Here is a 6,780-nt window from a genome sequence, read left to right on the forward strand (position 1 = left end):
TCAAGAATTAGAAGCCGAGATATTAGACGACACGGCAGGCGCACTGTGGACACGCAAAGGATTAGATCAACAAACGATTAAAGAAGGCCCTGAATATTTCCAGCGCATTGTTGTTGCCATTGACCCGTCTGTTACATCGACCGAGGAAAGCGACGAATGTGGCCTTGTTGTTGCTGCAATTGATCGAGAAGGAAAAGGTTATTTGCTTGAAGATGCGAGTGACGTTATGCCGCCGGATGAATGGTGTGAAAGAGCGGTACAACTTTATAAAAAATGGAATGCTGATTTAATCGTTGCAGAAACTAATCAGGGCGGTGATCTTGTTGAAAGCATGCTGCGAACAGTTGATAAGAATATACCTTACAAAAAGGTACATGCTTATCGAGGTAAGATCATCCGCGCTGAACCTGTGGCGAATTTATACACACAGGGCAAGTGCTATCACCTGGGTTGTTTTCCTGTGTTGGAAGATCAACTCTGTACCTGGACCCCTGACGATCCTGAGTCACCGGATAGATTAGACGCTTTGGTTTATGCTTTTACTGAATTGATGATCGATAGCATGGACGTGCCTGACTTGGGTGGGATTAACTTTAAAGGGCTGGCTGAGAAAAGTTATAGGAAGAATCCGTTTGGGTTTTGAGTGATTTTCAGTGGTACTACAGTTATGGAGTGGGTGAATTATATATAAAGTAAGAATTACATTTTGTTGATTTTTTTTGTTAATGAATAGGTTCAATAAATGCCAACTCCAAAAGAAATGATAGGACAGTTACGTGAACAAAAAGGTTATGAAGTATTAGGAATCTACTACGATTCTAGGAATCATGGACCTCTTACAGATGATATTATCACAACTATTTTTCTTGCTTCGAAACTAGGAGTTATAGAAGCAAATGCTAAGGAGGCTGGTGCTGGTACCCTTCCACATGACGCTTATATCGAATCAGAGCTTAATGAAATAATAAATAATCCTAGATATTTGGATAAAGTCCATCAACAATGTGATCAAGAAGCTGCGCTCCGTTCCAGTTATATGGAAGATAATTTAGAACTTCAAAATGCAGTCGAGAATCTTGTAAAAATTGGTTGTTTTGATATCGCTGTTTGGAATAAAATTAAAGATAATCCGCCGCTTCAAAATGCAGTCGAGAATCTTGTAAAAATTGGTTGTTTTGATATCGCTGTTTGGAATAAAATTAAAGATAATCCGCCGCTTCAAAATGCAGTCGAGAATCTTGTAAAAATTGGTTGTTTTGATATCGCTGTTTGGAATAAAATTGAAGATAATCCAGCGCTAATCAAGGCTCTAGGTGATGTTGAGAAACTTGATTCCAATGTTTGGAAAAAAATTGAAGATAACTCACTTCTTCAAAGAGTAGTCAAGAATCTCGTAATGATTGGTAAGTTTGATAGCGATACTTGGGAGAAAATTAAAGATAATCCGCCGCTTCAAAATGCAGTCGATAATCTCGGGAAAATTTATAAACGTAGTAAAATTACTGACGATGATTGGGAGAGAATTAAAGATGATAGACCCTTACAAAAGACAATCAATGATCTCGAAAAGGATATTAGGTTAGATCGCGATACTTGGAATGACCTTAAAAATCGTCCATCTCCTCATGATATAGATAGTGATTTTTTTTCTAACCTCCGTAGCGATGATAGTGAATGTGATATGTTAAGAGGTGTTGATTTTGATGTAAAAGATCATCAGCCTAGGCAAAAAGGTCAGCAGTATTATCTTGAGGAAAGATACCTAGATAAGCAGCTAATAGCTAATAAAGATGCTCTTAAAAAACAACTACATGAGCAGGGCGGTTTAGCGGCCCCAGTTTTCAAGCCAAGGAATATGAAGAATACTGCGCAAAACCCTCAGACCCAGAGTGCTCAGAAAAGAACTCCCGCACTTTTATTTTTCGATATACAAGATAAAGTTGCAAACGCTGTGAAAACTTTGTTCCATACTCCTACTTTATAGCTGATTCGTGGTTACTTTCGATAATGATGATTAACGAAAGTAACTAAAAATCGCCTGAAACCCACAGTTATCAACAGGTCCAGGCGTTTTACTCCGATCTAAAAAGTGTTATCAAGCCAGAATGTAGTGAATTTACCCGATTTTAGGGAAAAATGGCCAAGTTTGAGCGTCTAAAACTGAAATTTTTTCGGCTGGCCAGCGAATTTATTTTGAATGCTTCGATTGTTGTTTTTGAGTTCTCTTAGCGTACGAAACCGTTCCGGTGGGCTTCGAACCATAAACATAGTGTAGGATTTACGGTATTAACTTTTCAGTGCTTATGAGATTATTGTTCTTAACGAGCTACTTTCTCAATGTAGTTTGTGAACGCCAAACTTCAGCCCTCTAAATGAGGGCTTTTTTTAGAGTAACTTTGGGTAAGTTTAAACAAACGACAGATTTGTCCCATAGGATAGCAGCATCACTCTGCTATCCCCGCATAAAGTTGATGCTATTTCCATATAATTAGAAGAAAACTTGTTTTTTTGCAATAAATTATAATTTTAATGTTAGAAATATCAGTGACTTTTAATATAATTTTTGTTATCGGATAAACGTTCGTTTTAATTATATTTTTTTCTTTCTGTGTCTTCATTGCTGAGCTTCCCAAAATAAGCACTAAAAGTCAGGTTAAATTTGGGAGGTTCAAAGTTGACTTAAAAGCACATATGCCAACGATCTAGCGAAAATGCTATGGGACAAATCTGTCGTTTGTTTAAACTTACCCAACTTTTCGGGCCGGTGGGTTTCAAACCCCATAAAAAAATAATTATTATTTCAATATTGGAAAGATTCTTAAAAAGTTAAACTTTTAATAAGTTAAATAACTTAATCAAAGGTTTATCAAATGACAACAACATATCAAGATCTTGAAAATGAAAGTTTAGAGTCAATGAAAAGATACATCAAGCAGATGTACGAATTAATGAAAATACTCCCTGAAAAAACGAAGGAAAAGTTTCTTGAGCACCCACTGTTATCCAAGCCTATATTTGATGAGACGAAAGGGCCACTGTTAAGTTATGATGCTTTTGAAAGCAACGTTCTTCATTATCCTCACATTTTTCAAACATTGACAGAAGGGCTGTCTAATGAAGAGCCTTTGAAAGTGGGAGAAAGAGAAACAACCCCAACCGCAACAATAGCAGAAATGGATAAAGTTATTGATAAATTTAAGGTTGTTAATAGTATTAATCAAGCAGCTAAAGATAAATCTTTAACTCAGATTAATAAAATCTATACAGAAAACAAGGACAATAAAGAGATAAAGAAGGAAAATACAGGAGTATGGGATAAGGTTCTAAGAGTGTTAGGATTAAGAGGAAAAAAGGTCAAAGGTGTTATTGAGAGCACAAATCTTTTTTTAAACAGCGCTCGTGACGAAAAAAGCAATAAGAGCCATGAGGTTGAACCACTTATATTATAATATTTTTGTAATAGATACCTACGGACAGAAGTCCGTGGTACTTTGTTTGCTATCGTATAGGAATTAAAAACTACCTTTTAGTTAAAATAAACCAATTCCGCCCGATTTTCTTTGCCGGAAGCTTACCAGAAGTACACCAGCGTTGGATTGTCCGAATGTCTTTCCCGTGTTCCTTTGCTAAATCTTCGACGGTTTTAAAGGTGTTAGGTTCGATGTCAGAGGTATCGACAATATGGTCTTCAACTATAATAAAAAGTTCGCGGTTTAGGATAATGCCAGGTAATTCTTTGGCCCGATACTTTTGACAAATTCTAGAGTTGTTGACGCTATATAGTTTAGCTGCGCGCTGGGTTGTGATATATTTCATTATGAACCTTTGTGTTCATTTTAGCATTTTAGGGGCTGCGTCCACAGCCCTTTTTTTATGTGAGATGAGTTAGGTAAGAAGCAATTGCTACAACGATTGTTACAACACTGATAATAATGCCAACCCCCCATTTGATGTCGCTGCGAAGAGATTGCATTTCATCTCGAATATCTTTGTTGTTAGCGTGAATTGCTTCGATCATTTCGGCTTTGGTCACTGTTGAACCCTCAACAATTTTCTTAAATAAATCTGTTGTTATTTCTTCGCTATTCATTTTAGCAGTTTCTCCCTCATTTGATTAGTTTTTCTTGTTTCAGTTGCTAAGCAACTATGAATATATTACACTAGAACGACATTATCATCAATAGGTTATTGATAAGAAATGAAATTATTTTCAAAGATAAAAGGTGCTCTGACACCTAACAAAATCGACGCTAAGCCCCAAACTCCCCCAGCGCCTCAAGGGTTTACAGGACTTCGAGAAGTCGGCGGCAGAGTCACAGAGGAGTTTTTAACACAGCTCCAATTTCCCGATGGTATCACTATATATAAGGGGATGAAGGATAACGACGACACAGTAGGCGCTGCGCTTTTAGCGATTGAGTTGTTGATACGCAAAGTAAAGTGAAAAGTCATCGCCGCAGGTGTCAGTGCTCAAGACGAAGCAAGAGCAAATTTCCTTGAAGAATGCCGCAATGATTTGTGCAAGCCCTGGGCCGAAGTCATTAGCGAAATACTCGACTTTTTGCCTTTTGGTTTTAGTATTCATGAGCCTGTGTATAAGGTGCGTCAAGGCCGTAGAGGCAAAAGACCATCGCAATACAACGATAATAAAATAGGCTGGCATGACTTAGAGACACGTTCACAGGATACAATAATAGAATGGATTTTTGACGAAGACACCGAAGAGCTCACCGGATTTCTACAAATGTCACCGACCTCTGGCAAGCAGTGTGAAGTCGATATTAACCGCGTTTTATTGTTCAGAACCACGAGCAAAAAAGGTAATCCAGAGGGCCGTAGCATTTTACGCAACGCCTATAAGCCTTGGTACTACAAGAAGAACCTAGAAAACGTCGAAGCCATCGGCATAGAGCGCAACCTGGTCGGCCTTCTTAAGTTTGAGATTCCACCGGACTACTTAAGTACATCTGCCTCTACAGATCAAAAAGCGGTGGTGAATCATTTAGAAGAGCTTGGCGCGAACGTCAGACAAAATGAGTCTTCTTATTTGATCATGCCACAGCAATATGATCAGAACGGTAATAAGCTTTTTAACGCTGAATTGATGTCGTGCCAAGGTAACACCAACGTTGATCTGTCCGGACCGATTAATCGTTACGCTTATTCTATTTCTCAAACGATGATGACTGAATTCCAACAAATTGGCAAAACTGCCGTTGGAACCTCAAGCCATGCTGAAAATAAGATAGAACTCTTAAAAGACAGTATCACCGCCTATCTCGACATGATCAAAGGCGTGTTTAATTCGCATGCTATACCGCGCTTGTTTGATTTAAATGGCGACTTAGCCGAAGAGTTGCCAACACTCGACTATGAAGAAGTCAAAGATATAGATGTCGCTGAGCTTTCGACTGCGCTATCTCAGCTTGTGCCCATTGGGGTTATTTCACCCGATGGAAACTTAGAGGAAACCGTAAGAGAATCTTTAAATTTACCTGCCTCAAAAGAAATTGATGGAAAATAAAGCTCTTTCTACAAACGCACTGATAGATCAGATTAAACCGAACTTTAAAGATGCCTTTTTGTCTGCTGTTGCTGCGTCTCAAGCTCATACAAGTGACAATGCTTTAAATAAGGCGATTAAAAAAGGGGATTTGCAGCAGGTGCTTGATGCAGTCGGCTACAGCTATTTAGTCGCTGAATTATCGACGCTTCAAAGTGTAGAGCAAAGCGCAGTGAAAGCAGGGGCAGATAACGCAAGGCTTGCTTTACCGGAGTATTTAGAAAAGAAAGCACCACCTCTAAATATGCTCGATGACTATGTACAGCAAATTATTAAAGACCGCACAGCAGAGCTTGTAACGCGTGTCAGTGAAGAAACGAAAGAGGCAATATCCCTACAAGTCAGTGAAGGATTTAGCGAAGGCGAGCATGTCAGGGTGATGTCAGCGCGAATTAAAAGCCTCGTCGGGTTAAATCGACCGCAGCAGGGCGCGATGAATAAGTTTATTGATAATCTGCTAGAGAAAGAGATAAAGCCTGACGTTTTAGACAAGTTAATTCTTAGAGAATACAACAAAAAACTGAACTATCGCTCGCTTATGATTGCACGTACTGAGTCAAGCTTTGCTATTCATGCAGGCAGAGAAGCGATGTGGTCCGATATGGTGAGTAAGCAAATTATCTCGCCAAACAGCAAAAAACAATGGCTAACGTGTGATGACTCAAGGGTTTCTAACGATGCGAGCCAGGGAGCGCCAAGCGCGGGGTGAGTATTCCGAGGTAGGCTCGGATTTTTAGCAGAGCGGAGTGACGTAGGGCCTTTAGGTCCGGAGTCGGCGGAACGAGTGTCTAAAAATCTATACGAGCCGTAGAGTCATCTGAGAGCGAGATGCGGAGTGTGCCGAATTAAGGCACGGAGCGTCTCGTGACGGGGACGGCCGAGGCATTATAGTCGTCGCGTTTTGCGAGGCGATTTTGCACCATGGAAGTGCAAAATACCTACCGAGGTAGCGACGCTTCCGATTTATTTGTAGGCCGATGAACAAGCAAACCGTTTTAGTTGGCCAAACATTTTTAAGTGGCGACGGGCGGACGATTGAGCATCCGCCGCAGACGCATCCGAATTGCAGATGCACCGTAATTTTAAAACCACAATCAGGGGATTAATAATGATTGTAAAAAGCATTAGTGATGTTGCCAAAGCAATTATCAATAGTAAAAAACCTATCAGCGAAATGGAAAAAGATGATATTTCTAGAATTATCAGTCACCTTGAGA

At 39.5% G+C, this 6,780-nt stretch carries 8 protein-coding genes; 6 read left to right on the forward strand and 2 right to left on the reverse strand.

What is annotated here, in order from left to right:
• From BGC07_RS18285 to BGC07_RS18295, 3 genes are all read left to right on the forward strand, one after another.
• The coding region (locus BGC07_RS18285; RefSeq protein WP_162272294.1) for a DNA-packaging protein at nt 1-643 on the forward strand (643 nt) is incomplete at its 5' end.
• A gap of 99 nt (nt 644-742) precedes the next feature.
• On the forward strand, nt 743-1,984 hold the full coding sequence (locus BGC07_RS18290) for a hypothetical protein (RefSeq protein ID WP_069314498.1): 1,242 nt from the start codon (nt 743-745) through the stop codon (nt 1,982-1,984).
• Nucleotides 1,985-2,870: 886 nt separating this feature from the next.
• Nucleotides 2,871-3,449 (forward strand): hypothetical protein, encoded by a 579-nt coding sequence (locus BGC07_RS18295; protein WP_069314499.1) that lies wholly within the window; start codon nt 2,871-2,873, stop codon nt 3,447-3,449.
• 70 nt (nt 3,450-3,519) lie between these two features.
• Here the strand turns inward: BGC07_RS18295 and BGC07_RS18300 are convergent, their stop codons facing one another.
• Nucleotides 3,520-3,816 carry a helix-turn-helix domain-containing protein gene (locus BGC07_RS18300; protein WP_069314500.1) on the reverse strand — a complete coding sequence of 99 codons (297 nt, stop codon included), beginning with the start codon at nt 3,814-3,816 and terminating at the stop codon, nt 3,520-3,522.
• Between the two features lie 55 nt (nt 3,817-3,871).
• Nucleotides 3,872-4,090, reverse strand: a complete 219-nt coding sequence (locus BGC07_RS18305) for a hypothetical protein (protein ID WP_069314501.1) — start codon at nt 4,088-4,090, stop codon at nt 3,872-3,874.
• 108 nt (nt 4,091-4,198) lie between these two features.
• Between BGC07_RS18305 and BGC07_RS18310 the strand changes: the two genes are divergently transcribed.
• From BGC07_RS18310 to BGC07_RS18320, 3 genes are read left to right on the forward strand one after another with little or no spacing between them, the layout of a single operon-like run.
• Entirely contained in the window at nt 4,199-4,444 is a 246-nt protein-coding gene (locus BGC07_RS18310; protein WP_069314502.1) for a hypothetical protein, read from the forward strand.
• Nucleotides 4,445-4,450: 6 nt separating this feature from the next.
• Entirely contained in the window at nt 4,451-5,524 is a 1,074-nt protein-coding gene (locus BGC07_RS18315; protein ID WP_449421090.1) for a phage portal protein family protein, read from the forward strand.
• Entirely contained in the window at nt 5,514-6,272 is a 759-nt protein-coding gene (locus BGC07_RS18320; RefSeq protein WP_069314504.1) for a hypothetical protein, read from the forward strand. Before BGC07_RS18315 ends, BGC07_RS18320 begins: the two co-directional genes overlap by 11 nt.
• Nucleotides 6,273-6,780: the final 508 nt, after the last annotated feature.

It is taken from the genome of Piscirickettsia litoralis (genome assembly GCF_001720395.1).
GTDB lineage: Bacteria > Pseudomonadota > Gammaproteobacteria > Piscirickettsiales > Piscirickettsiaceae > Piscirickettsia > Piscirickettsia litoralis.

Bases quoted from the DNA above. Each gene is read 5' to 3' on its own strand.
- BGC07_RS18310 (WP_069314502.1), top strand. From the start codon at position 4,199: ATGAAATTATTTTCAAAGATAAAAGGTGCTCTGACACCTAACAAAATC.
- BGC07_RS18320 (WP_069314504.1), top strand. From the start codon at position 5,514: ATGGAAAATAAAGCTCTTTCTACAAACGCACTGATAGATCAGATTAAA.
- BGC07_RS18305 (WP_069314501.1), bottom strand. From the start codon at position 4,090: ATGAATAGCGAAGAAATAACAACAGATTTATTTAAGAAAATTGTTGAG.
- BGC07_RS18300 (WP_069314500.1), bottom strand. From the start codon at position 3,816: ATGAAATATATCACAACCCAGCGCGCAGCTAAACTATATAGCGTCAAC.
- BGC07_RS18290 (WP_069314498.1), top strand. From the start codon at position 743: ATGCCAACTCCAAAAGAAATGATAGGACAGTTACGTGAACAAAAAGGT.
- BGC07_RS18295 (WP_069314499.1), top strand. From the start codon at position 2,871: ATGACAACAACATATCAAGATCTTGAAAATGAAAGTTTAGAGTCAATG.